The following is a 23903-nucleotide window of genomic DNA, read 5'->3' as shown; positions in this document are numbered from 1 at the left end:
AAACAGATTATTCCTAATTTATTGTTGTTAATTAATAATTAAATATTAGTTTGAGAGTTTGATTTACCCATGATGAGTATAAAATTATTTGGCATACTGGCTGTCTACTTTTATGTCATAGCTAGGCGGCCCCGAGATGCCTACTCTGCAACAGGATCATCGCAAGCCTGTCTTTAAGGCGATGGACTACATCAGCCAAACCCTTCATCTGAATCCCACGTTGGCAGAGATCGCCAATTCCGTCGCGCTTTCCCGCGCATTGCCAAAGCCGATGCCGAGCATCGAAAAATTGCGGGATGCGAAGGTGGTGTGGACCATGTTTGAGGGTAAACGGATTTATCAGGCGCAATAACCGCACGACGTATTCCCTTTCACCTATCAGGCTTTCATTTGGGGGCCTGATGATTGACCCGCTATGTGACTCTTTTCATTGTATCGTGACCTAAACCTGTACTATCTTTAACCGGTAGTGCAGAGCATGGCCAGTAGCGCTAATGGGCGACGGAAGTCTTTTGAAGTCGTACTCTCTTTTATATTCAGGCTTTGAATATCTCTATGGAATCGAATTCTCACGCCCCGTTGAGCAGTTTTATCGATCTCATGCTGGATGCTGTTTTTGCCGTTGATGCTGATGCCAATATCGTTTATGCGAGCGCGTCATGCGAGCGTATTTTCGGTTATACACCGCAAGAAATTATCGGCACAAACATGTTTGACATGATGCTACCGGAAGATCGGGAAATCACCCGAAACTCGGTAGTGGAAGTCATGTCGGGCAATCCGCAATTCCATTTTGAGAACCGCTACGTCCATAAGAATGGACACGTCGTCAATATCATGTGGTCGGCGCGCTGGTCACCGGCCGACCAGTTACGCATTGGCGTGGCGCGTGATATCACCGAGCGTAAACGTTCCGAATCGATACAATCTGCACTCTATTCCATCTCCGAAGCCGCACATACCGCCGAAGATTTGCTCAAGCTGTTTCAGCGCATTCACGCGATCGTCGGCACGCTCCTGCCTGTCGATAACTTTTCGGTCACGCTCTATGACGATGAAACAAACCAGTTGAGCTTCCCTTATCATGTAGATGAGTTTGAGCAGACGCCGGACCCTTTTTCTCTTCTTCCGGGTACGTTTTACGCTGAGGTTATCCATAGCGGTCAGCCGCTGCTGCTTACGCCAGAGACGATGGTTGACCGTCTGGAAGAGCTGCACATCTCTTTTGGCATGAATCCATTTTGCTGGCTGGGCGTGCCGCTAAAATCACATAAGGGCACCATTGGCGTGCTGATGGTGAAAAGCTATCCGGGCGGGGTGTGCTACAACGAGCAGGATCAAGAGTTGCTGCAGTTTGTTTCAACGCAAATTGCGACGGTTATTGAACGCCAGCAGATGCAGGCGCGGTTGCAGCATATGGCGCAATACGATCAACTGACCGACTTACCCAACCGTGGGCTGTTGTACGACCGCCTAAAAGTGGCGCTTGCCACCGCACGCCGCGAGCAACAGCAGCTCTCCGTGCTGTTCATCGATCTCGACAAATTTAAACAGGTTAACGATACGCTGGGTCACGGCATTGGCGATTTACTGCTGCAAGAAACCGCAGTGCGCCTCAAACGGTGCGTACGCGAGTCGGATACCGTCGCGCGCGTTGGCGGCGATGAGTTTGTGGTTTTGATTCAGGGCAGGGCATCACCGGAATATGCCGCCCTGGTCGTCGAGAAAATCGATGAGGCTTTTAACTCGCCGTTTAATCTAGACGGTCACCGTTTGAGCATCGTGCCCAGTATCGGCACAGCACACTATCCGCAAGATGGTAATGACGAGCGCCACCTGCTCGAATACGCAGACCAGGCGATGTATTTTGCCAAAAATGGCAAAGAGCAGCGGCGATTTCATCGGTAGGTATCGATGGGGTTAGAGATCAAGAACTGAAACACGGCGTGGGGCGCAGAGCAGATTTAAGGCTTGTTTGTCAGCTCTGCGGCTGGCATGATCCAAAAAAGCGGAATGTTAATCGCAACGCTTTAATAATGATTTAAATGACTCGGGGTGCCCTTCCTAGTGAAGGCTGAGAAATACCCGTACCACCTGATCTGGATAATGCCAGCGTAGGGAAGTCAGCGACCGTCAGGTCTTGCTTCTTCGCGTTAGGCAGGAGCAAACCATGCAAGCCGACCTGCTAAATTCTGCGCATCGCACGCGCACCGCACATCTCCTCCAACAACATGCCCCTCTTGTCCACTGTATGACCAACGACGTGGTGCAGACTTTCACCGCCAACGTACTGCTCGCGCTGGGCGCGTCGCCTGCGATGGTGATTGACGCCGGTGAAGCCGCACAGTTTTCCGCGATTGCCAGCGCGCTGCTGGTCAACGTTGGGACGCTAACCCAGCCACGAGCGCAGGCGATGCGCGCGGCGGTAGATGCCGCTAACCGCGCCGGAACTCCGTGGACGCTTGATCCGGTGGCGGTTGGGGCGCTCAGTCTGCGCAGTGAATTCTGCCGTGAACTTGTGCATCTGCATCCGGCGGCTATACGCGGCAATGCTTCAGAGATTATGGCCTTGGCCGGTGCGAGCTCCGGCGGTAGGGGCGTTGACAGCACGGATACGGCAGCCGCCGCGTTGCCTGCGGCACAGTGGCTGGCTCGCGAAAGCGGGGCGGTTGTTGCGGTGAGTGGCGAGGTGGATTACATCACCGATGGGCAACAAACGCTTGCCGTACACGGCGGCAGCCCGCTGATGACGCGAGTGGTGGGTACCGGTTGTGCGCTGTCGGCAGTGGTGGCGGCCTGCTGTGCCCTGCCGGGTGAGCGTTTGCACAATGTGGCCGCCGCCTGCGCGATGATGAAACATGCCGGGGCGCAGGCCGCCGAGGGGCGCGGACCGGGGAGCTTCATCCCCGCTTTCGTCGACGCGCTGCATGCGCAGCACATGGAGGTGAATGCATGAAACGTATTAATGCATTGACCATTGCCGGCACCGATCCCAGCGGCGGTGCGGGCATCCAGGCCGATTTGAAAACCTTCTCCGCGCTGGGTGCTTACGGCTGTTCAGTGATTACCGCGCTGGTGGCGCAAAATACGCGCGGCGTGCAGTCGGTGTATCGTATTGAACCTGATTTTGTCGCTGCACAGCTAGACTCGGTTTTTAGCGATGTGCGCATCGACACCACCAAAATTGGCATGCTGGCAGAGACGGATATTGTCGAAGCGGTAGCCGAACGGTTGGCACGCTACCGGATTCAGAACGTGGTGCTGGATACGGTGATGCTGGCGAAAAGCGGCGACCCGCTGCTGTCGTCCTCGGCGGTCGAGACGCTGCGTCAGCGCCTGTTGCCGCAGGTGTCGTTGATTACCCCTAATTTGCCGGAAGCCGCTGCGCTGCTCGATGCACCGCATGCTCGCAACGAGCGGGAAATGCTTGAGCAGGGGCGTGCGCTACGTGCGTTAGGCTGTGAAGCGGTGCTGATGAAAGGCGGGCATCTTGATGACGCTGAAAGCCCGGACTGGCTGTTTACCGCCGCTGGTGAAATGCGCTTTACCGCGCCGCGAGTGATGACCAAAAATACCCACGGCACCGGTTGTACGTTATCAGCGGCACTTGCGGCATTAAGGCCACGCCATGCCAGTTGGCAGGAAACGGTGCCGGTGGCAAAAGCCTGGCTGTCAGAGGCGCTGGCGCAGGCGGACACGCTGGAGGTCGGTGGCGGGATTGGCCCGGTGCACCATTTCCACGACTGGTGGTAGTCTTCGCGTCGGGCGGAACGTATACTTCAAATCAGTACTTTCGCCAGACCTTTCACCAGGAAATCCACGATGGAACAAGCGCATACCCGGCTGGTAGCACAACTCAATGAGCGCATTGCTGCGGCGGATAATACGCCGCTGTATCTGAAATTTGCCGAGACGGTGAAGAACGCCGTGCGCAGCGGCGTGCTAGAGCACGGCAATATTCTGCCCGGCGAGCGTGACCTGAGCCAGCTTACCGGTGTGTCGCGGATCACCGTGCGCAAAGCAATGCAGACGCTGGAAGATGAGGGTGTAGTCACCCGTGCGCGCGGCTACGGCACGCAAATAAATAACATCTTTGAATACTCGCTCAAAGCGGCGCACGGGTTTTCCCAGCAAGTGGTGTTAAGGGGGAAAAAGCCCGACACGCTGTGGGTCAACAAACGCGTTGTTCCCTGCCCGGAAGAGGTGGCGACACAACTCGCCGTCGCTCCGCAAAGCGATGTCTTTTTGCTAAAACGTATTCGTTATGTCGATGACGAAGCGGTTTCCATTGAAGAATCCTGGGTTCCCGCTCAGCTTATTCATGATGTGGATGTGATTGGCGTGTCGCTGTACGACTATTTCCGCAGCCAGCATATTTATCCGCAGCATACCCGCTCGCGGGTTAGCGCCCGGATGCCGGACGCGGAGTTTCAGTCGCACATTCGTATGGATGATAAAATCCCGGTATTGGTCATCAAGCAGGTGGCGCTTGACCAGCAGCAGCGGCCGATTGAATACAGCATCAGCCACTGCCGTAGCGATCTATATGTCTTTGTGAGCGAGGAGTAATTCTTCGCGCGTTGGGCTACAGTCTCCTCCGCGATGGCCTACCACCCAAGAGGCAACGGCGTTGCCGAGCCGTACCGATTCTCCAAGCGTCCAGCCGGATGCCAGCCCGGCCAGCGTGCCACCAGCATGGCTGTCTCCGGCGCCAATAGTGTCCACCACCACGGTGGTAAACGGTGCGGTGAGACCCTGCTCCTGGGCGCTAAAGTACCATGCGCCTTCTTTGTCATGGCGCACGATAAGCGGTGTGGAAAACACCTCTAACCACGCTTTGCCGAACGCTTCGGTGGTGGTCGGGAGACTAAAACGTCGCGCCGCGTCTTCCGCTTCCTGACGATTAAGCGACACGATAGGTCTGCGGGCCATAATTCGCTGCATTAATGATTCAGGAATATCGGCAATGCGCGGGCCGAAATCGATAAACGGCGTCACGTCATTCAGGCTTTCCAGCCAGCTCACCAGCACCTCGCCACATGACGAGGCCAACTGATACCCCGATAGCGACAGCAGGCTATGCGGGGCGATGTTCAACTGTGCCAACCAGTCGGCGTTCCACTGATTTTCAACGCCGCTGAAGGACATAAACGTGCGTTCACCGTCCGGTTCGACCAGCGCCAAACACCAGCCGTTATCGCCGCTCACTCCGTCAATGCGGCTCACTAGCCCTTCTTTACGTAGATTATTACGGATAATCTCCGCCCACATGCCTTGGCCAATCGGCAGCGCGTTGTCGGCCTGTATTCCCAGACGTTTTAACGCCACGGCGATGTTCAGTGCGCAGCCGCCGATGTTAACGCTCTGTTGCTGCAATTCGATATCGCAGCCACGCCATGGCAGCGCGTAGGCGTCGGCAATCACATCAATGACCGCCGCGCCGACGACGGTGATTGGCCGCTGGTTGTGCAGGCTCGCTAGGTTCATGAGGCCTCCCGTTGCTCACGGTACTGGGCCAGCGCGTTGGCGTAGCGGTTAAAGTCGAGCTGATTTACCTCATCAAGCTGCTGTTTTAGCGCGAGGTCGATGGACGAAATGCCGCCCAGCGCGCCGCAAATGGCGGTCGCCATCGCGCCGATGGTATCGGTGTCGCCGCCGAGGTTTGCGCACAGCACAGCGCAGCGATTCGGGCAGCCCTGAGCCAGTTCGACCATTGCAATTGCACAGGGAACCGACTCAATGGTGCTGGTTCCCGCGCCAACCAGTTGGTAAAGCTGCTCACTGGCGGATTCGCTGCCGGGCGCTTGACGCACGACCTGCAGCGCGAGCTCCAAGCGAGAGGCAAGTGAGGCGCTGAAGGTGGTTATCCGCTTTTGCTGAGCGTGGCGGGCTACGGCGGGCAGCGCATCGACAATGAATTGCCAGCTTTCACCGTCGATGGCTTTTGATATGGCCCACGCTATCACTACTGCACCTGCAACAGCGAGGTCGGACTTATGCGTAGGGCTGGAGGCTAGCGCCACGTCGTCAATAAACGCATCGAGGTCGGTTGGCGGCAGCAGGCAGCCGAGCGGCGAGACGCGCATTGCCGCGCCGTTGGTCACGCCGTTGTTTTGAAGTTCGCTCACCGGTTTGCCTTCGCGAATGGCATTGAGGGCAATTTTTGACGTTGGGCCGAGCACGTTTTTATTGAAAGCATCAAAACCTTCTGCCCAAGCCAGGATGTTGCGACCAATCAGATCCGGGTCGATAGCCCCTTTACGTTCAATGATGGCATCCGCCAGACACAGCGCCATCGAGGTATCATCGGTGAATTCGGCGCGCTGAAAGTAGCAGGCGGCATTGTTTTCCGCCGGCCCCGGCAGAAAACGGTCAATCCAGCCAAAGTGCGCCTGCACCCGCGTGCGCGGCCACAGTTCCGATGGCATGCCCATCGCATCGCCTAAAGCTTGGCCATACAGTGCCCCGAGAATTCGTTGCGTTTTCATTTTACTTCCCCTTGTGTCAGCGCAGCATCGGATGGAGAGTCTGGCACCGCAATTGCGGTAATTTCTTTATCCGATTCGCGAAAGAAAATCATAAACAACACGGCGATAACGGCAATCATGATGGCGCCGAAACCCCACATTCCCGCCCAGTTGAAGGTCAGCCCGTTCACCGGCTCTTTATAAGCGAATATCTTTTCCATCATCACGCCTCCCAGACGGTAGCCCAGTAGGCTGCCGAACCCCTGGCAGCAGAGCGTAATCAAGCCCTGTGCGGCGGTACGCATATGTGCGGGGGCTTTTTTATCAACGTAGATATAGGCGGTGACGTAGTAGAAGTCGTAGCTCACGCCATGCAGCAGAATGCCGAGGAACAAGAGCGCGTAGGTGAAGTATTGTTCCGCGCCGCCATAAACGAAGAAGCCGTAGCGGATTGCCGCGGTGATAAGACCAAGCAGCAATACCTTTTTAATGCCAAAGCGTTTGGTGAAGAACGGCAGCGCCAGCATAAAGAAGATTTCAGAGAACTGACCGAGCGTCATCCAGCCGGTGGCGTTGTGCATTCCCACTTCGGTGAGATAGCCGTTGGCAAAAATGTAGTAGAAGGCCAACGGCATAGCGAACAGGAAAGAGCAGAAGAAAAAGACGAGGAAGTTTTTATCGCGCAGCAGGATCAAGGCATCCAATCCCAGCATCACTTTCAGGCTCATCCGGCTGGTGCTTTTCGGCGGCGTATCGGGCAGCGCAAAGGCAAAAATACCCAGCAGCAGCGAGCTTCCCGCGGTGATCAGCAGCGGAATGTTGGTTGGCGAAATATCGCTATAGCCCATCATTTGTGGCAGGAAGCCACAGACCAGACCCGAGGCAATCCAGCCAATGGTGCCCATCACTCGAATACGCGGGAAATCACGTTCGACGTCCGGCACGTTGGCAAAGGCGATACTGTTGGTCAGCGCGATAGTTGGCATGTAGGTAAGGGAATAGGCCAGCAGCAGCGGGAAGAAGCTGCTGAAGGTGGTCTGCTGGGCGGCGAAGTACATCAGGATTGCGCCGACGAACATCAACACCGCCAGCACTTTTTGTGCCGAGAAGAAGCGGTCGGTCAGCGAGCCAACCAGGATTGGCGAGAGGATCGCAGCGATAGCGGTACAGGCGTACGACCAGCCGATTTCACCGGCGGTGAATCCGCTTTTGCTGAGCCACAGCCACAGGGGAACAAACCACGCGCCCCAGATAAACCACTCAACGAACATCATGAACGACAGCTTTGCTGTAGTTTTCATCTTTAAATCCTTCATGACAGGTAAGGTACGTATAGACAATACCATTGTATAATACCTTTTAAATACCTTTGGGGTGAAAGTTTGACCGCTGTAACACTTTGCCGTCCATGAATCGTGCCAGCAGATTGCACTTAAAGATGCCCGCAGAATGGAAAAATCCCGTATCCGGGACCAGACTTACCGTGCCCAAAAATTCGGGGCGGGAAATTCACGCCGACATGATGTCGGCTCACGGGAGCATAGCTATGACTGATATTGCGCAGCTGCTTGGCAAAGATGCCGACACACTCTTACAGCATCGTTGTATGACCATTCCAGCCGACCAGCTCTATTTACCCGGGCACGACTACGTTGATAGGGTGATGACGGATAACAACCGTCCACCTGCCGTACTACGAAATATGCAGACGCTCTATAATACCGGACGTTTAGCCGGGACCGGCTATTTGTCGATTCTGCCGGTCGACCAAGGCGTTGAGCACTCAGCCGGGGCGTCGTTTGCCGCCAACCCGCTGTATTTTGATCCGAAGAATATTGTTGAGCTGGCGATTGAAGCCGGCTGTAACTGCGTGGCCTCCACCTACGGCGTACTGGCATCGGTATCGCGCCGCTATGCGCACCGCATTCCTTTCCTCGTCAAACTCAACCACAACGAAACCCTGAGCTACCCCAATACCTTCGATCAGACGCTGTACGCGAGCGTCGAGCAGGCGTTCAATATGGGCGCGGTGGCGGTTGGGGCGACCATCTATTTTGGCTCGGAAGAGTCTAGGCGCCAGATTGAAGAGATTTCTGCCGCCTTTGAGCGGGCGCACGAACTGGGCCTCGTCACCGTATTGTGGGCCTACCTGCGTAACCCAGCGTTTAAAAAAGATGGCGTGGATTATCACGTCTCCGCAGACCTTACCGGTCAGGCGAACCATCTGGCAGCCACCATCGGCGCGGATATCGTTAAGCAGAAAATGGCGGAAAACAACGGCGGCTACAAGGCGGTCAACTTCGGCTATACCGACGACCGCGTGTACAGCAAGTTAACCACCGATAACCCGATTGACCTAGTGCGTTACCAGTTGGCGAACTGCTATATGGGCCGCGCGGGGCTGATTAACTCCGGTGGTGCCGCCGGCGGCGAAACCGATCTCGCCGATGCCGTGCGCACGGCGGTAATCAACAAACGCGCAGGTGGCATGGGGCTTATCCTTGGCCGTAAAGCATTTAAAAAATCGATGGCGGACGGCGTTGCGCTGATTAATGCCGTGCAGGATGTTTACCTCGATAGCAAAGTGACCTTCGCGTAAATATTCGCCCCCGCAGCCGTTCGGCAGCGGGGGCCGATCCTCTTCACAGTTCATCCCCCTTTTGTGAAAAACATCACGTCCTGTTGTGCGCTTGCACAAAAAACAGCCCGGTGTTAGCGGAATTTGTCCGTGGAAGCGGTGCAATTTTGTGCTTAGATTAGTCATGAAACGCCTTTTCAATTCCTTGAAACCATCTTGTCAGTTCGGTGTTAGACACAGGATTGTGGTGTAAAAAGCGCCATTTCGAATGTTGTACTAAGGACACATAATGAAAATTGAATCTGTAAATGTCACCGTTTTCCAGCATCCCACACGCCGCGTTTCCGACAGCGCCGGACACTCCCATCCAGGGCCGGAGAGCTTGGCGAAAATGGCGATGCTGACGATTACCGCCGATGATGGCACCAAAGGCTACTCCTTTGCGCCACCGGAAATCGTGCGCCCGTTTGTGGTGAATACCTTTTTCCGCAAAGTGCTGGTCGGTCAGGACCCATTCAACCGTGAACGAATCTGGCAGGATCTGGTGCATTGGCAGCGCGGCAGTGCGCATCAGCTCACCGAGCGTGCACTGTCGTTTGTCGAACAGGCGCTGTGGGATTTGGCCGGGCGTAAGCTCAATATGCCGGTCTACAAACTGCTGGGCGGCTATCGCGATAAAGTGCCGGCCTATGGCAGCACCATGTGTGGCGATGACTTAGAGGGCGGACTTTCGACGCCGCAAGAGTACGCTGCGTTTGCCGAGACCTTGGTGGCGCGCGGTTACAAGGCCATTAAGCTGCACACCTGGATGCCACCGGTCTCCTTTGCGCCGAACCCGAAAATGGATATCAAAGCCTGCGCCGCGGTGCGTGAAGCGGTTGGGCCAGATATCGACCTGATGATTGACGGCTACCACTGGTACAGCCGCACCGAAGCACTGTGGATAGGTAAAGAGCTGGAAAAACTCGACTTCGCGTGGTTTGAAGAGCCAATGGAAGAGGACAGCATGTCGTCTTACGCCTGGCTTGCAGAAAACCTGTCGATTCCGATTATTGGGCCGGAGAGTTTTGGTGGTAAGCATCACAGCCGCGCCGACTGGGTTAAAGCTGGGGCATGCGACATCCTACGTGCAGGTGCCAACGGTGTCGGCGGCATTACGCCAACCATGAAGGTTGCGGCGCTGGCGGAGTCGTTTGGTATGGATTGCGAAGTGCACGGTAACGGCGCGGCGAGTCTGGCGGTGATTGGTGCGATTCGTAACTGTCGCTGGTACGAGCGCGGCCTGCTGCACCCGTTCCTCGACTACGACCAGCCAGCGGCCTACCTGAACAGCATCGTCGACCCGATGGATGCCGATGGGTTTGTGCATCTGTCACAACGTCCGGGACTGGGCGAAGACATCAATTTTGCCTTTATCGAAGCCAACACCGTCAGCCACGACTGACAAAAAATAATAATGCCGATGGCGTTACGCTAATCGGGTTCAAGGCCCGGTAGGCCGGATAAGGCGTAAACGCTGCCATCCGGCAACATGTACCCTACAGTACAGGCAAATTATAAATGAAAAATACCTCCTTACTGGGAGCGTGTTTGCTCGCGCTCACCTTGGCGATGGGGAGCGGATCGGTACTGGCGAAAACGCCGCCCGACCAGCTCATTATCGGCATGAACATGAACAATCTCCTGACCCTCGACCCGGCCGCGATGACCGGTAACGAAGTGGTGGGAATTGTGGTCAATCTCTACGATTCACTGGTGGAGCTCGACCCAAAGCAACTGACCAACGTCAAACCGGCGCTCGCCAAGTCTTGGGATATCAGCCCGGACGGCACAACGCTGACCTTCCATCTACACAATAACGTTAAGTTTCACTCCGGCAATTCGCTGACCGCCGCTGATGTGGTGTGGTCGATGCGACGTATTCTGCACCTTAACTTGGCGCAGGCCTCGGTGTGGAAATCCTACGGCTTTAGTAAGAAGAACGTCGATAAACAGGTCACCGCGCTGGACGACTACACGGTGCAAATTGTCCTGCCAAAAGCCAACGACCCGCAGTTGGTGATTTACTCGCTGGGCGCGCTCGGCAACCTCGGCGTCCTAGACAGTAAAACCGTGCAGAGCCATGAGCAGGATAACGACTGGGGCAACCGCTGGCTGACCACTCACGAGGCCGGTTCTGGGCCGTTTATGCTGGAAACCTGGCAGGCAAAAGATGTGCTGCGCATGAAGCGTAACCCGGACTATTGGCGCGGCGAACCGAAGATGAGCCGCGTGGTGCTGCGCCATTTCCAGGAGTCGCAGACGCTGCGTCTGATGATTGAAAAGGGTGACCTCGATATCGCCAACAATATGGCGGTTTCCGATATCAACGCCCTGCGTAAAGACCCCGCGCTGACCGTCGATGCGGTGCAGCGCGGCACGATGTACTACGTGGCGATGAGCATGAAAGAAGCGCACTTTGCCAACCCAAAAGTGCGTGAGGCCGTGCGCTACCTGATTGATTATCAGGGCATCAATAAAGCGCTGATGCCGGGCTATGGCGTGCTGCACCAGCGGCCTATCAAAGCAGGAATGCCGTCAACGCTGCCGGACCCTGGCTACACCTTCGATCTGCCGCGAGCGAAAAAACTGCTGGCGGAGGCGGGATACCCTGACGGTTTTGACACAACGCTGCGCGTGCTTTCCGATCAGCCGTTCCTCAATATCGCCATCGCCGTGCAGTCGACGCTGATGCAGGCGGGGATCAACGCCAAAATCATCACCGGCACCGGCAACCAGATCTACGGCGCGATGCGGGAACGTAAGTTTGACATGCTTGTGGGGCGCGGCGGCAGCGGCATGGAACCGCACCCGCACTCCAGCTTACGTGCGCTGGTTTACAACCCGGACAACAGCGACGCGGCAAAGCTCACTAACTTCCAAGGCTGGCGTACAGGGTTTTACGACAAACAGCTCAACGAGATGATCGATAGCGCGCTCTTAGAGCGTGACCCGCAAAAACAGGTTGCTGATTATCAGGAGATTCAGACGCGGTTTGACCTGCTGATCCCGGCGATGGTTCCTGTCTCGCAGATGGTGGATTCGGTCGTGGTGCGCAATGAAGTGAAAGACTACATACCGCATCCGTCGGCCAGCACCTTCCTGCGGGAAGTCTACAAAGTCAGCGAAGGAGATAAAGGATGAGTACGGCCATTCTCGCGCCCGGCTCTCGTACCCGGCGCTTTTCAAAACGGTTGATGCAGGTGGCGATTACGTTGTTCGGCCTGCTGCTGCTGACCTTCTTTATCGGTCGCGTGATGCCTATCGACCCGGTGCTGGCGATTGTCGGCCCAGACGCTGACCACAGCACCTATCAGCAGGTCTATCACCAGTTGGGATTTGATCAGTCGCTGATGACGCAGTTCGGTATCTATTTCGTCAATCTGCTGCACGGCGACTTAGGCAATGCGTTACTGACGGGGAAACCGGTGCTGGACGATATCATTCGCGTCTTCCCGGCCACCATGGAGCTGGCGACGATGGCGATTATCGTCGGTGCAGGTCTCGGCATTCCGCTGGGCGTGCTGGCGGCGGCGCGGCGTAACAGCATTTCCGATTACGTGGTGCGCATTATCAGCCTAGCTGGCTATTCAACGCCGATTTTCTGGGTCGGGATGATGGGGCTTTTAGTGTTCTACGCCTGGCTTGGCTGGGTTGGTGGAGCCGGTCGTGTTGATTTGGGGCTGGACGGCATTGTTCCGCGTCGCACCGGGCTGATGACCGTCGATGCGCTGCTGGCGGGCAACAGCGAGGTGTTCTGGAATGCGATTAACCATTTGATTCTGCCCTCGGCACTGCTCGGCTTCCACTCGCTGGCCTACATCAGCCGTATGACCCGCAGCTTTATGCTGGCGCAGCTGTCGCAGGAGTTCATCATCACCGCGCGGGTGAAAGGGTTAACCGAACGGCAGGTTATCTGGAATCACGCCTTCCGCAACATTCTGGTACAGCTTCTGACGGTGGTGGCGCTGGCCTACGGTTCGCTGCTGGAAGGGGCGGTACTGATTGAAACCGTCTTCTCGTGGCCGGGCTTTGGTTCTTATCTCACCGGCAGCTTACTGCTGGGCGATATGAATGCGGTGATGGGCTGCGTGCTGCTGGTGGGGGTTATCTTTGTGATGCTCAATCTGCTCTCCGACATGCTGTATCAATTCTTCGATCCGAGGACAAAATCATGACGGTTTCTCTGGATACATCGCTTGCGGGCGGGGCTGGCGAAGGCCGCCAGCGTCTGCTGCGCGGCTTAACGCGAGCGGGCGGTTTTATTGGCAAGATGGCGCGTAATCCGCTGACCGCTATCGGCGGGGGAATTATCTTCCTGCTGATTGTGGTCGCGATTTTTGCCCCGTGGATTGCGCCGTATCAACCGCTGGTGCAGGACTTAAATAATGCGCTCATCGCGCCGAATGCGCTGCACTGGTTCGGCACCGATGAGTTTGGCCGCGATATCTTCAGCCGTTTGGTGTACGGCTCGCGTATTACGCTGTACATCGTGCTGCTGGTGTCGGTTACCGTCGGGCCGTTAGGCTTGCTGCTTGGCGTATGTGCTGGCTACTTCGGCGGCAAAGTCGATATGGTGCTGATGCGCGTAACCGATATCTTTATCTCCTTCCCAAGCCTAGTGCTGGCACTGGCGTTTGTTGCGGCCTTAGGGCCGGGGCTTGAGCATGTGGTTATCGCCATCACCCTTACCGCCTGGCCGCCAATTGCCCGCCTGGCACGTGCTGAAACCCTTTCGTTGCGTCAGGCTGATTTTATCTCCGCCGTGCGTCTGCAAGGCGCGTCACCGGCGCGCGTGCTGTGGCGCCACATTGTGCCACTGTGCCTGCCGTCGGTGATCATTCGTATCACCATGAATATGGCGGGGATCATTCTGACTGCCGCTGGGCTTGGATTCTTGGGCCTTGGTGCACAGCCGCCGGAGCCGGAGTGGGGGGCGATGATATCGAGCGGTCGCACCTACATGATGGAGTGCTGGTGGGTCGTGACAATTCCGGGGCTGGCGATTCTTATCAACAGCTTGGCGTTCAACTTCTTAGGAGATGGCCTACGTGACATCCTCGATCCTCGCAGCGAATAATGCTGCACCGCTGCTCGACGTGCGCGATTTAAACGTCGAGTTCGTCAATGGCAGTGCGGTCACCCACGCGGTGCGCGGTGTCTCCTTCCAGTTAGGGCGTGAGAAGCTGGCGATCGTCGGCGAATCCGGCTCAGGGAAATCCACCGTCGGGCGCGCGCTACTGCACCTGCATCCGAAAAAAGCACGCATTGACGCCAGCCGGATGCAGTTTGGTGATATCGACCTGCTAAACGCCAGCGAGGCGCAGATGCGCACCATTCGCGGTAAGCGCATTTCGATGATTATGCAGGACCCGAAATACTCGCTGAACCCGGTAGTGCGCGTGGGTGACCAGATTGCCGAAGCATGGCTCACCCACCATCCGGGACATAAAGCTGAGGCAAAAGCCAAAGCGCTAGAGATGCTCGACGTGGTGCGCATTCGCGATCCTGAGCGCGTTTACAACCTTTACCCGCACGAGATATCCGGCGGGCAGGGCCAACGCATCATGATAGCGATGATGCTGATTACCGACCCGGAGCTGTTGATTGCCGATGAACCGACTTCCGCGCTGGATGTTTCGGTACGCCTGCAGGTGCTGGGCTTGCTCGACGATCTGGTGAAATCACGAGGCTTGGGACTGATTTTTATCAGCCACGACATCAACTTAGTTCGCAGCTTTTGCGACCGGGTGCTGGTGATGTACGCCGGGCGAGTGGTGGAGTCCATCGCTGCTTGTGATCTCGATAACGCGCAGCATCCGTATACGCAGGGGCTTATCAGCGCGCTGCCGGATATGCAACACCGCCGTCCGGTATTGCCGGTGCTGCAGCGTCAGGCTAGTTGGTTGACGGAATAAGGAGCGCACGATGATTGAAGTGAAAAACCTGAACCTGGTTTTTGGCGAAGGCGACAAACGTAACCAGGTGCTGTATGACGTAAATTTCCACGTTCAGCCGGGTGAAATTTACGGTTTGGTCGGGGAGTCTGGCTCCGGGAAAACCACGGTGTTGAAGTGCCTTGCGGGACTGTTTAACCACTGGCAAGGGGAGCTTGCGATCAACGGCCAGCGATTGGCGAGCCAGATTAGCCGCGAACGCTGTCGTAAAGTGCAGATGGTATTTCAAGATCCCTACGGTTCGTTGCATCCGCGCCACACTATTGGCGACATTCTGGAAGAGCCGCTGCAAATCCACGGCATCAACGATCGCGACCGGCGCATTAATACGCTGCTAGACCGCGTGGGGCTCAATCGGGCGTTCCGCAATCGCTATCCGCACCAGCTTTCCGGGGGCCAGCGCCAGCGGGTGGCGATTGCCCGCGCGCTGATCCTTGAACCGCAGGTGCTGCTGCTTGATGAACCGACCTCGGCGTTGGATGTCTCGGTGCAGGCGGAGATCTTAAACCTGCTGGCTGAGCTGCAAAAAGAGTCAAATCTGACCTATCTGATGGTGACCCACGATCTCGGGGTGATTGCCCATCTGTGCCAGAAGGTGGCGGTGATGCAGTACGGCAAAATTCTGGAAACCTTAACGGTGGATGCGTTGGTTAACGGCGAGGCGCAAACGCCGTATACGCAAATGTTGGTCAACGCTAGCCGCCAGTACACGCGGGAAATGGCGCGAGAAGTCGCGGCGTATTAACCGTGTGTTGTAGGCCCGATAAGCGTAGCGCCATCGGGCAGTTCAGTGCTGGTGCCGGATGGAGGCGTGAACGCCTTATCCGGCCTACGTTTCGACCTCTGGGAAATCATAAATATGCATAATAAATCTTTCCGTCTTGTCCTACCCTTGGTGCTCAGCGCCTGTACCACCTCCGCCATAGCGGCAGAAAATGTTGACCTACGTATGTCGTGGTGGGGAGGTAACGGCCGCCATCAGGTGACGCTGAAGGCGCTGGAAGCGTTTCATCAGCAGTACCCGGATATTAACGTCAAGGCCGAATACACCGGCTGGGACGGTCATACTTCGCGCCTGACGACGCAGTTGGCGGGCGGCACGGAACCGGATGTCATGCAAACCAACTGGAACTGGCTGACGCTGTTTTCCAAGGACGGCAACGGTTTTTATGATCTAAACCAGGTCAAAGAGGAGATTGGCCTCGATAATTTTACCGCCAAGGATCTTCTGCCGGTGACGGTAAAAGGCAAACTCAACGGTATTCCGGTGGCAATGACCGCGCGTATTTTCTATTTCAACGACAAGACCTGGGAAAAAGCGGGGCTGAATTACCCGAAAAACTGGGACGAGTTGATGAACGCTGGGAAAACGTTTGAGAGCAAGTTGGGCAAACAGTATTACCCTGTTGCGCCGGAAAGCCTAGGCGTGCTGGCGCTGCTGAACTCTTATATGGTGCAGAAATACAATATTCCGGCCATCGATGAGAAAGCGAAGAAATTCTCCTACAGTGATGCGCAATGGGTTGAGTTTTTCCAGCTGTATAAAGACCTGGTTGGCAACCACGTGATCCCGGATATGAAGTATTACGCCTCTTTCGGCAAGGGCAATATGTATGAAATGAAGCCGTGGATTGAGGGGGAGTGGGGGGGCGTGTATATGTGGAACACCGCCGTCACCAAATATTCCGATAACCTCAAACCCCCAGCCAAGCTGGTGCTGGGCGATTATCCGATGCTTCCGGGCGCAACCGACGCGGGGCTGTTTATGAAGCCGTCGATGATGCTGTCGATTGGTAAAACGAGTCAGAACCCGCAGGCGGCGGCAAAGCTGATTAACTTCCTGCTTAACAGCAAAGAAGGCGTTACGTTGTTGGGGCTGGAGCGCGGCGTGCCGCTCAGTAAGAGCGCGGTGGAAACGCTGACTGCGGCCGGCGTGATTAACGATAGCGATCCGTCGGTTGCTGGGATCAAGCAGGCGCTGGCGTTACCGACGACGCTCTCGGTGTCGCCATATCTCGAAGATCCGCAGCTGGTGCAGGAGTTTGACAGTGCGCTGCAGTCGATTGACTACGGTAAGAAAACCGTCACCGAAGCGGCGACGGATTTCAAACGTCAGTCTGAGCGTATTTTAAAACGCGCCATGCGCTAACGCAGTAGTGGGCAGTCCGGCGGCAGGCGACAGCGCAGCGCCGCCGGCAATATCTCCATGCGGAAGGATTTACCGCTCAGCGGTTCGCCGTCGAGATTAAAGGTCATCTCGTGTGCGGCGGTGACCTCAAACCACGGCGACACGCTGTCGACGAGGTTTTCTTTACCATCGCTGCTGGCGAGCGTATTAAACAGCGCAGGCAGCAGTTCTTCTCCGGTAAAAATACGCAGGTGCAGCAGGCCGTCGTCAATCAGCGCCTCCGGGCACAGCTGCTGCCCGCCACCGGCCTGACGTCCGTTGCCAATACCAATCACCAGCGCATCGCCCTGCCAGCTAAAGTTCTCGCCCTGAATTTTGCAGCGGTCGGGTTTCAGCGTGTCCATGCGCATCAGTCCGTGGATAAGATACGACACGCCGCCCAATGCGGCTTTGAGCTTCTCCGGGGTCTCGGTGGTGATCCGCGTGCCGAAGCCGCCGGTGGCCATATTAATAAAGCAGGTTTCACCGTTCACCTGAGCTATATCAACCGGCACGGCGCGCCCGGCAATGGCCAGCTTCAGCGCATTGGCCATATCCGCAGGAATATTGACGCTGGTGGCAAAATCATTGGCCGTACCGAGCGGTAATATTCCGAGTGCCGGAACCTGGCTGTCCTCGCACTGAATCAGCGCCGTGGCGATTTCGTTGATGGTACCGTCGCCGCCGCCGGCAATCACCGTCGCGACCTTGAGGGCTAATGCCTCTTCGACATAGCGCACGGCGTCGCCTTTCTCCCACGTCACGCGCACGTGGATAGCAATACCTTCTTCGCGCAGCAACGTGACCGCTTCGCGTAGTTCAGGGTTGTTGGCACCTTTGCCGTTAAGGATCAATAGACTGGCTGGAAAATCTGACATCGTGGTACCTCTTTATGGGGTATGCAAAGAGTGTAACAAAGGACGGTCAGATGTGCTTTAGGAGTGAAGTGCAAAAAAATAAGCCCGCGTAAGGGAGATTACGCAGGCTAAGGAGGTGGTTCTTGGGTACAGCTAGCATTTATGGATTATGTTTTTCAGCGAGGGAGATAGTATCCGTTTTGGATAATTCCGTCTGTGATCCATTTCTAAGAATCTTTGCTATTGAAAAACAATCTATATGTACTAGCTGTTGTGCGGATTCCGAGTCGATTCTCCTGCGAAATTGCGCATCAGCAGGCCAAACTCGACTGCGATATCTTCCGGCACGGGTAACCATACGGTATGCCCATCGCCCGGCGCGACAGGTTTTGCTTCACCTTTGGCATCAACCATTTGCTCGAGGGTGAAGTTAACATTGCCCTGTGGGGTCATCAGTTCCAGGTTATCGCCGAGGGCAAATTTGTTTTTCACCAATACTTCGGCCAATGGCCCTTGGCGCTTGCCGGTAAATTCACCGACGAACTGCTGACGCTCTGAGACAGAGAAACCGTATTCGTAGTTCTGATAGTCGTCATGCGTATGGCGACGCAAGAAACCTTCGGTGTAGCCGCGGTGGGCGAGGTTTTCCAGCGTTTCCAACAGGTTTGAGTCGAACGGTTTGCCTTCAGCGGCGTCGTCGATGGCTTTGCGGTAAACCTGGGCGGTACGTGCGCAGTAGTAATGCGATTTGGTACGGCCTTCGATTTTCAGCGAGTGCACGCCCATCTGGGTCAGGCGTTCGACGTGGGCCACGGCGCGCAGATCTTTGGAGTTCATGATGTAGGTGCCGTGTTCGTCTTCAAAGGCGGTCATGTACTCGCCAGGACGTTTGGCTTCTTCCAGCATAAAGACCTGGTCGGTAGGTGCACCGACGCCGAGGGTTGGCTCAACGTTTTGTACCGGAATAGGTTCGTATTTATGGACGATATTGCCGACGTCGTCTTCCTTGCCTTCCTGGACGTTATATTCCCAGCGGCAGGCGTTGGTGCACGTGCCTTGGTTTGGGTCACGCTTGTTGATGTAACCGGACAGCAGGCAGCGGCCAGAGTAGGCCATGCACAGCGCGCCGTGCACGAAGATTTCAATCTCCATATCCGGCACCTGGCTGCGGATCTCTTCAATTTCTTCCAAAGACAGCTCGCGGGAGAGGATCACGCGGGTCAGACCCATCTGTTTCCAAAACTTCACCGTCGCCCAGTTGACGGCGTTGGCCTGTACTGACAGGTGAATGTCCATCTCTGGGAAGTTTTCACGCACCAGCATAATCAGACCTGGATCGGACATAATCAGTGCATCCGGCCCCATATCCACTACCGGCTTCAGATCGCGAATGAAGGTTTTCAGCTTGGCGTTATGCGGAGCGATGTTCACGACCACATAGAATTTTTTGCCCAGTGAGTGGGCTTCATTGATGCCAAGCTGCAGATTTTCGTGATTGAATTCGTTGTTACGCACGCGCAGCGAGTAGCGCGGTTGGCCGGCATAGACAGCATCGGCACCGTAAGCGAAAGCGTAACGCATATTTTTCAGCGTTCCCGCCGGGGAAAGGAGTTCCGGTTTAAACATGATTTTCTCGTTCTGATGACAGGTCAGATTCGCCACACCTGATGCGGCGAGTTGGGGAGTGCCCCCACATTAAGGGCGGGCATTGTAGCGCTGCGAAGGGGGGAGGTAAAGTGCCAGGTGGGTGTTGACGGCCACCCGGCGGGGAGTTTACCTATCAGGTGTTATCTTTTACGGTCTCGCTGGCACCGTTAATTTTTACCGAGGCGATGCCTTTATCGCGGGCAGCTTCGCTGGCATACAGCTGGCTGCTGCCAATCACCTGATGGTTTCCGGCCTTCAGGTTGAAGTGGAATTTGCCGTTGCTTGCCGTCTTCTTCTCATAGCGCTCATCCAGCGGACTGTTGGTGCGCACCGAGGCGATGCCGTTTTCTGCCGCCGCTTTGGTGGTGTACAGCTCGCTGGTCAGGATCACTTCCCCGTTGCCCGCTTTCAGCACGAATTTAAACTGATCGTTACTGCTTTTGCTTAACTCAAACCAACCCGCCATGGTGACTCCTTTATGAAATTGAAGTAGTTAAAGGTATTGGCTGACTGTATGAGTATGGGAGAAATTAGCAGGGATGCGAATAATACGGCAGGGAAAGAACGGAGCGGCGGCTTGGCCGCTCCGCGTGCGGTTACGCCATCCGGCAGGCGTCGGCCTCCCAGCGATAGCCTACGCCGTATACGGCACGGATAAACGACTGTTCAGCATCAAGCGATTCCAGCTTACGGCGCAGGTTTTTAATATGGCTGTCGATAGTGCGATCGGTAACCACACGATAGTCATCGTACAGATGATTGAGCAACTGTTCGCGGGAGAACACTTTTCCCGGTTCCTGTGACAGGGTTTTCAATAGGCGAAATTCTGCTGGGGTCAGATCCAGTAGACGATCGCGCCATGATGCCTGGAAACGATTCTCATCGACGATAAGCGGGCTCTGCGCGTCGAGTGCCTGGAGCTCCTGGCGAGGCTTACAGCGGCGCAGGATGGTTTTCACCCGTGCCACCACTTCACGAGGGCTGTACGGTTTACAGATGTAGTCGTCGGCGCCGATTTCCAGACCCAGCAGGCGGTCGATCTCTTCAATTTTTGCCGTCACCATAACGATAGGAACATCGGAGAAGCGGCGGATCTCCCGGCACAGTGTCAGGCCGTCGGTGCCTGGCAGCATTAAATCCAGCAGGATCAAATTGGGGGGCGACTGATGGACATACGGCAGCACTTTATCGCCGTGGCTAATCAGTGTCGGTGCGTAGTGCGCTGCCAGCAGATAGTCGATGAGCAATTGCCCCAGTTTGGGTTCATCTTCCACGATTAAAATGCGTGGGGCGTTTTCATCAATCGGTAACTCGGTCATATCTCTCTCGGTATTGCGCGTTCCAGCGGTAACTCTACTTTAATGCTAACCCCGCCAAAAGGCGAATGGCCGACGTCAAGACGGCCACCGTGGGCGGTCACGATATTGGCGCAGATGGCCAATCCTAGACCGGAACCACCGCTGGCGCGGTTGCGTGAACCTTCGGTGCGATAAAAGCGCTCGCACAGTTTAGTCAGCTGTTCATCGGTGACGCCCGGGCTGCTGTCGGCAAATTCCATCACGATGTTCAGGGGGGAAAGGGTGGTGCGAATAAGGACCTGACCACCGCTGTCGGTATAGCGCAGGCTGTTTTCCAGCAGATTATTAAAGAGCTGCATTAAACGGTCCGGATCGCCAAATACCGTGGCATTGCTCGACAACGCCAGATTCAGCGTTAATCCTCGGCTCGCAAGACGCTCACGGAAGGCGTCGGCGGCAATTTCCAGCAGTGAGATGAGATCCACCGAGGATTTTTGATAGGCCAGCGCACCTTCATCAGACATGGAAAGCTGGTGTAAATCGTTTACCAGCTTGGTGAGCGTGGCGACTTCCGCCTGTAATGAAGTGACCGATTCCGGGGTGAATTTGCGCACGCCGTCCTGAATCGCCTCCAGCTCACCGCGTAGAACGGCGAGCGGCGTACGCAGCTCGTGGGAAATATCGGCCATCAAATCGCGGCGCATCTGCTGGTTTTTTTCAAGCGTACTGGCGAGCTGGTTAAAGTCCTGCGCCAGCTTGCCTAGCTCATCGCCACTGGTGACGGGAACGCGGGTTGAGAAATCCCCGGCGGCCAGTTTATGAGTGCCTTCCACCAGACGCCTAACCGGGGCAATGAGCCCGCGCGCCAGCGGGAAGGTAGCAAGAGCGGCAAGAAGCGTTGCCAGGCCGACGATAAGCCAGCTGGTGCGCCGCTGCTGCTGATCAAAATTGATATCGGTATTGCGGGTCAGCCGCTCGACCGGTGACGCAATGACCGCGCCGACCTCCATGCCGTTGACAATGATGCCGCGGCGGGTGCCATCGTGCGGTACCGCTTCGCGTGGGCCAACCAGCACGCGGGCGTTTTGGTCAATAACCCAAAACTGCGTGCGCCAGCCATGTGGCGGCATACCGCCGCGATCGGGACCTGGGCCGCGATCCATTCCACCGTCCGGGCCGGGCGGGCCTGGTGGCATTTTGTCTTCATTGTTGTCATGTTCAAATGAACGCAGGATCTGGAAAATAAAGCGGTCATTATTGCGTAAGAAACGCCAGTTTCCATGCTGCGCGTACTGTTCCGCCAGCGCATCGCTTAACAGCTGTAAGCGCTGCTCGTTGCCGCGCTTGATGTAGTCGATAAAGCCCCGTTCGAAACTGACGCGCACGGCCCAATGCATACTGATAAGCAGCACAATGCAGGTGGTCAGAATGACCAGAAACAGTTTGCCGGAGATGCCCGGGCGCCATAATTTCACGATTTACTCCTTCAACTTGCGTCGGGCGATAACCACGTTCTTGCTGGTGTCGTTCGGTACGCGGGCGAACACCAATGCCGGTAGGGCAATAATCGCGGCTATACATAAATAGGTGTACATAAAGACGTGATGCGTGACGTCGCTGCCGATTGCGATATGCGCATGGCCGAACATGCCCAGCAAAATCCCGGCAATGGTGACGCCAATACTCATCGACAATTGCATAACCATCGACAGCAGACTGTTGCCGCTACTGGCCTGCTCATCCGGCAGGTCTTTTAACGTCAGCGTATTCATCGATGAGAAGCGGCTGGAGTTCACCATGCCCTGAATAAACAGCACCACTGGCAGAGCGTAGTACCAACCGGCCAGCGCGGTAAACATAAACAGCAGGCTAATAAGTGCAAGGGCCAAAGTGCTAAAGACCAGCACGTGGCGATAGCCAAAACGGTTGACCACCTGCACGACGATCCGCTTCATACCCATACTGCCCAGTACCATTGGGATCATCATCAGCCCCGCGTGGAACGGGGTGAAGCCGAGGCCTATTTGTAAAAATACCGGGGTCATAAACGGCAACATGCCGCTGCCGATGCGTCCGGCGAAGCTGCCGGCTAGTCCCAGCGAAAAGGTTGGCGTACGAAACAGCGTCAGGCTAAATAGCGCGCTATCGTTGCCGCGCGCGTGCCACAGATACATCAAGATAGAAGCGACGCCAATGGTCACCAGCGCGCCCATCATTAACGGTGAAATCCCTAAACCTTTTTGCCCATCGAGCGCCAATGTTAGCGTTGCCATGCCCAGTGCCAGCACGATAAAACCCGAAACATCAAAACGTCGGGTTTGCACCGTGTAGTTGGGCATCAGCATTAGGGTGGCGATACAGCCGATAATACCGACGGGAATATTAATCAGGAAAATCCAGTGCCAAGAGGCGTATTCCACGAGGATCCCGCCCAGCGCGGGGCCCAGCAGCGGCCCAATCTGACCTGGCAGGGTGACGAAGGTCATCGCCGCCATATACTGCGAGCGGGGGACGATTTTCATCACCGTCAGCCTGCCGACCGGTACCATCATCGCGCCGCCAACGCCCTGTAATACGCGGGCCATCACCAGTTCGTTGAGCGTACTGGAGAGCGAGCAGAACAGCGAACCGAGGGTGAACAGGATAATGGCGGTGAAAAAGATATTTCGCACGCCGACCCGGTCAGCCAGCCAACCGCTAGCGGGTAGCATTACGGCGACGGTCAACACGTAAGAGACCACCACCATATGCATGTGCAGCGGGCTTTCCCCCAGGCTCAGCGCCATGGAGGGGAGGGCGGTGTTGACTATCGTGGTGTCCAGCGATTGCATAAAAAAGCCAAACGCCACGATCCACAGTTGCCAGCGAACGTTGGCGGGGAGTTCAGTCATGG

At 55.9% G+C, this 23903-nt stretch carries 22 protein-coding genes and 1 riboswitch; of the genes, 13 read left to right on the top strand and 9 right to left on the bottom strand.

Features of this window, described 5'->3' with window-relative positions:
• Window positions 1-136: 136 nt before the first annotated feature.
• The 5 genes from AB4K05_RS10000 (at window position 137) to AB4K05_RS09980 (ending at window position 4569) form a co-directional block, all read left to right on the top strand.
• Window positions 137-352: a hypothetical protein gene (locus AB4K05_RS10000; protein ID WP_368479833.1), complete on the top strand. Its 216-nt coding sequence runs from the start codon at window positions 137-139 to the stop codon at window positions 350-352.
• A 203-nt stretch (window positions 353-555) separates the two neighbouring features.
• Complete coding sequence (locus AB4K05_RS09995; protein WP_368479832.1) at window positions 556-1908, top strand: diguanylate cyclase; 1353 nt, start codon at window positions 556-558, stop codon at window positions 1906-1908.
• A gap of 133 nt (window positions 1909-2041) precedes the next feature.
• A riboswitch (TPP riboswitch) is annotated at window positions 2042-2138 on the top strand.
• Window positions 2139-2170: 32 nt separating this feature from the next.
• On the top strand, window positions 2171-2956 hold the full coding sequence (gene thiM, locus AB4K05_RS09990) for a hydroxyethylthiazole kinase (protein WP_368479831.1): 786 nt from the start codon (window positions 2171-2173) through the stop codon (window positions 2954-2956).
• Complete coding sequence (gene thiD / locus AB4K05_RS09985; RefSeq protein WP_368479830.1) at window positions 2953-3753, top strand: bifunctional hydroxymethylpyrimidine kinase/phosphomethylpyrimidine kinase; 801 nt, start codon at window positions 2953-2955, stop codon at window positions 3751-3753. The genes thiM and thiD overlap by 4 nt, the downstream gene beginning before the upstream one ends.
• Window positions 3754-3822: 69 nt before the next feature.
• Window positions 3823-4569 (top strand): GntR family transcriptional regulator, encoded by a 747-nt coding sequence (locus tag AB4K05_RS09980; RefSeq protein WP_368479829.1) that lies wholly within the window; start codon window positions 3823-3825, stop codon window positions 4567-4569.
• Here the strand turns inward: AB4K05_RS09980 and AB4K05_RS09975 are convergent.
• Genes AB4K05_RS09975 through AB4K05_RS09965 form a run of 3 tightly spaced genes read right to left on the bottom strand, consistent with a single transcriptional unit; the run spans window position 4543 to window position 7768 of the window.
• Window positions 4543-5487: a PfkB family carbohydrate kinase gene (locus AB4K05_RS09975; RefSeq protein ID WP_368479828.1), complete on the bottom strand. Its 945-nt coding sequence runs from the start codon at window positions 5485-5487 to the stop codon at window positions 4543-4545. The genes AB4K05_RS09980 and AB4K05_RS09975 overlap by 27 nt on opposite strands.
• Window positions 5484-6488, bottom strand: a complete 1005-nt coding sequence (locus AB4K05_RS09970; RefSeq protein WP_368479827.1) for an ADP-ribosylglycohydrolase family protein — start codon at window positions 6486-6488, stop codon at window positions 5484-5486. Before AB4K05_RS09970 ends, AB4K05_RS09975 begins: the two co-directional genes overlap by 4 nt.
• Window positions 6485-7768: a nucleoside permease gene (locus AB4K05_RS09965; RefSeq protein ID WP_368479826.1), complete on the bottom strand. Its 1284-nt coding sequence runs from the start codon at window positions 7766-7768 to the stop codon at window positions 6485-6487. The genes AB4K05_RS09970 and AB4K05_RS09965 overlap by 4 nt, the downstream gene beginning before the upstream one ends.
• Before the next feature lie 245 nt (window positions 7769-8013).
• Here AB4K05_RS09965 and fbaB point away from each other — a divergent pair, with 245 nt between their 5' ends.
• From fbaB to AB4K05_RS09925, 8 genes are all read left to right on the top strand, one after another.
• Window positions 8014-9066 (top strand): class I fructose-bisphosphate aldolase, encoded by a 1053-nt coding sequence (gene fbaB, locus AB4K05_RS09960; protein ID WP_368479825.1) that lies wholly within the window; start codon window positions 8014-8016, stop codon window positions 9064-9066.
• Window positions 9067-9334: 268 nt separating this feature from the next.
• Window positions 9335-10489 carry a mandelate racemase family protein gene (locus tag AB4K05_RS09955; RefSeq protein WP_368479824.1) on the top strand — a complete coding sequence of 385 codons (1155 nt, stop codon included), beginning with the start codon at window positions 9335-9337 and terminating at the stop codon, window positions 10487-10489.
• A 116-nt stretch (window positions 10490-10605) separates the two neighbouring features.
• On the top strand, window positions 10606-12228 hold the full coding sequence (locus tag AB4K05_RS09950) for an ABC transporter substrate-binding protein (RefSeq protein WP_368479823.1): 1623 nt from the start codon (window positions 10606-10608) through the stop codon (window positions 12226-12228).
• Window positions 12225-13262: an ABC transporter permease gene (locus tag AB4K05_RS09945; RefSeq protein ID WP_368479822.1), complete on the top strand. Its 1038-nt coding sequence runs from the start codon at window positions 12225-12227 to the stop codon at window positions 13260-13262. Before AB4K05_RS09950 ends, AB4K05_RS09945 begins: the two co-directional genes overlap by 4 nt.
• Complete coding sequence (locus AB4K05_RS09940; RefSeq protein ID WP_368479821.1) at window positions 13259-14164, top strand: ABC transporter permease; 906 nt, start codon at window positions 13259-13261, stop codon at window positions 14162-14164. The genes AB4K05_RS09945 and AB4K05_RS09940 overlap by 4 nt, the downstream gene beginning before the upstream one ends.
• Window positions 14136-15002 (top strand): ABC transporter ATP-binding protein, encoded by an 867-nt coding sequence (locus AB4K05_RS09935; protein ID WP_368479820.1) that lies wholly within the window; start codon window positions 14136-14138, stop codon window positions 15000-15002. The genes AB4K05_RS09940 and AB4K05_RS09935 overlap by 29 nt, the downstream gene beginning before the upstream one ends.
• 10 nt (window positions 15003-15012) lie before the next feature.
• A complete protein-coding gene (locus AB4K05_RS09930; protein ID WP_368479819.1) occupies window positions 15013-15786 on the top strand; it encodes an ABC transporter ATP-binding protein in 774 nt (257 codons plus the stop codon).
• A 114-nt stretch (window positions 15787-15900) separates the two neighbouring features.
• The gene (locus AB4K05_RS09925; protein ID WP_368479818.1) at window positions 15901-17190 is read left to right on the top strand and encodes an ABC transporter substrate-binding protein; all 1290 of its coding nucleotides are present in this window, start codon (window positions 15901-15903) and stop codon (window positions 17188-17190) included.
• Here AB4K05_RS09925 and yegS read toward each other — a convergent pair.
• From yegS to AB4K05_RS09895, 6 genes are all read right to left on the bottom strand, one after another.
• Window positions 17187-18086, bottom strand: a complete 900-nt coding sequence (yegS, locus tag AB4K05_RS09920) for a lipid kinase YegS (protein ID WP_368479817.1) — start codon at window positions 18084-18086, stop codon at window positions 17187-17189. The genes AB4K05_RS09925 and yegS overlap by 4 nt on opposite strands.
• 243 nt (window positions 18087-18329) lie before the next feature.
• Complete coding sequence (gene yegQ / locus AB4K05_RS09915) at window positions 18330-19691, bottom strand: tRNA 5-hydroxyuridine modification protein YegQ (RefSeq protein WP_368479816.1); 1362 nt, start codon at window positions 19689-19691, stop codon at window positions 18330-18332.
• Window positions 19692-19845: 154 nt separating this feature from the next.
• On the bottom strand, window positions 19846-20178 hold the full coding sequence (locus tag AB4K05_RS09910; RefSeq protein WP_368479815.1) for a YegP family protein: 333 nt from the start codon (window positions 20176-20178) through the stop codon (window positions 19846-19848).
• A gap of 130 nt (window positions 20179-20308) precedes the next feature.
• The gene (baeR, locus tag AB4K05_RS09905) at window positions 20309-21031 is read right to left on the bottom strand and encodes a two-component system response regulator BaeR (protein WP_368479814.1); all 723 of its coding nucleotides are present in this window, start codon (window positions 21029-21031) and stop codon (window positions 20309-20311) included.
• On the bottom strand, window positions 21028-22485 hold the full coding sequence (baeS, locus tag AB4K05_RS09900) for a two-component system sensor histidine kinase BaeS (RefSeq protein ID WP_368479813.1): 1458 nt from the start codon (window positions 22483-22485) through the stop codon (window positions 21028-21030). Before baeS ends, baeR begins: the two co-directional genes overlap by 4 nt.
• Window positions 22486-22488: 3 nt before the next feature.
• On the bottom strand, window positions 22489-23901 hold the full coding sequence (locus AB4K05_RS09895; RefSeq protein WP_368479812.1) for an MFS transporter: 1413 nt from the start codon (window positions 23899-23901) through the stop codon (window positions 22489-22491).
• Between the last annotated feature and the right edge of the window lie 2 nt (window positions 23902-23903).

Origin of the sequence: Kluyvera sp. STS39-E, assembly GCF_040932435.1 — a bacterium.
GTDB lineage: Bacteria > Pseudomonadota > Gammaproteobacteria > Enterobacterales > Enterobacteriaceae > Kluyvera.
The sequence above is the reverse complement of the archived record's forward strand: the minus strand, read 5'-3'. Positions and strand labels throughout refer to the sequence as shown.

Excerpts from the sequence above, each read along its gene's own strand:
- AB4K05_RS09950 (WP_368479823.1), top strand. The coding sequence starts at position 10,606 with ATGAAAAATACCTCCTTACTGGGAGCGTGTTTGCTCGCGCTCACCTTG.
- AB4K05_RS09975 (WP_368479828.1), bottom strand. The coding sequence starts at position 5,487 with ATGAACCTAGCGAGCCTGCACAACCAGCGGCCAATCACCGTCGTCGGC.
- AB4K05_RS09925 (WP_368479818.1), top strand. The coding sequence starts at position 15,901 with ATGCATAATAAATCTTTCCGTCTTGTCCTACCCTTGGTGCTCAGCGCC.
- yegQ (WP_368479816.1), bottom strand. The coding sequence starts at position 19,691 with ATGTTTAAACCGGAACTCCTTTCCCCGGCGGGAACGCTGAAAAATATG.
- thiD (WP_368479830.1), top strand. The coding sequence starts at position 2,953 with ATGAAACGTATTAATGCATTGACCATTGCCGGCACCGATCCCAGCGGC.
- AB4K05_RS09955 (WP_368479824.1), top strand. The coding sequence starts at position 9,335 with ATGAAAATTGAATCTGTAAATGTCACCGTTTTCCAGCATCCCACACGC.
- fbaB (WP_368479825.1), top strand. The coding sequence starts at position 8,014 with ATGACTGATATTGCGCAGCTGCTTGGCAAAGATGCCGACACACTCTTA.
- thiM (WP_368479831.1), top strand. The coding sequence starts at position 2,171 with ATGCAAGCCGACCTGCTAAATTCTGCGCATCGCACGCGCACCGCACAT.
- AB4K05_RS09895 (WP_368479812.1), bottom strand. The coding sequence starts at position 23,901 with ATGACTGAACTCCCCGCCAACGTTCGCTGGCAACTGTGGATCGTGGCG.
- yegS (WP_368479817.1), bottom strand. The coding sequence starts at position 18,086 with ATGTCAGATTTTCCAGCCAGTCTATTGATCCTTAACGGCAAAGGTGCC.
- AB4K05_RS09945 (WP_368479822.1), top strand. The coding sequence starts at position 12,225 with ATGAGTACGGCCATTCTCGCGCCCGGCTCTCGTACCCGGCGCTTTTCA.
- AB4K05_RS10000 (WP_368479833.1), top strand. The coding sequence starts at position 137 with ATGCCTACTCTGCAACAGGATCATCGCAAGCCTGTCTTTAAGGCGATG.
- AB4K05_RS09910 (WP_368479815.1), bottom strand. The coding sequence starts at position 20,178 with ATGGCGGGTTGGTTTGAGTTAAGCAAAAGCAGTAACGATCAGTTTAAA.
- AB4K05_RS09930 (WP_368479819.1), top strand. The coding sequence starts at position 15,013 with ATGATTGAAGTGAAAAACCTGAACCTGGTTTTTGGCGAAGGCGACAAA.
- AB4K05_RS09995 (WP_368479832.1), top strand. The coding sequence starts at position 556 with ATGGAATCGAATTCTCACGCCCCGTTGAGCAGTTTTATCGATCTCATG.
- AB4K05_RS09965 (WP_368479826.1), bottom strand. The coding sequence starts at position 7,768 with ATGAAAACTACAGCAAAGCTGTCGTTCATGATGTTCGTTGAGTGGTTT.
- baeR (WP_368479814.1), bottom strand. The coding sequence starts at position 21,031 with ATGACCGAGTTACCGATTGATGAAAACGCCCCACGCATTTTAATCGTG.
- AB4K05_RS09970 (WP_368479827.1), bottom strand. The coding sequence starts at position 6,488 with ATGAAAACGCAACGAATTCTCGGGGCACTGTATGGCCAAGCTTTAGGC.
- AB4K05_RS09940 (WP_368479821.1), top strand. The coding sequence starts at position 13,259 with ATGACGGTTTCTCTGGATACATCGCTTGCGGGCGGGGCTGGCGAAGGC.
- AB4K05_RS09980 (WP_368479829.1), top strand. The coding sequence starts at position 3,823 with ATGGAACAAGCGCATACCCGGCTGGTAGCACAACTCAATGAGCGCATT.